Raw genomic sequence first — 237 nt, 5'->3', positions numbered from 1 at the left:
CGCGATGCCGACGGCCAGGCCGATGATGCCGCCGAGGATGATGAGCATCCGCACATTCGGGCTGGTCGGCTGCGTCGGAGTGACGGCCGGTTCGGTCACGGTGATCTGCACCGGGCTGACGGCGCCTTCGACGGCGGGCTGCTCGAGCGTCTCCTGGACCGCGTCCTGGAAGCTCGAGGCGACCGTGTTGGCGATCTCCGCCGCCTGCCCGGCCTCTCCGTCGGTGACGGTGATGTC

At 70.0% G+C, this 237-nt stretch carries 1 pseudogene; it reads right to left on the bottom strand.

Going from position 1 to position 237, the window contains the following annotated elements:
• Positions 1 to 237, bottom strand: a pseudogene (locus SB658_RS27375) (hypothetical protein); the annotation flags it as partial.

The organism is Bacillus sp. SIMBA_008 (genome assembly GCF_046535495.1).
GTDB lineage: Bacteria > Bacillota > Bacilli > Bacillales > Bacillaceae > Bacillus > Bacillus subtilis.
Note: the sequence above shows the minus strand (reverse complement) of the source record. Positions and strands in the feature narration are given on the sequence as shown.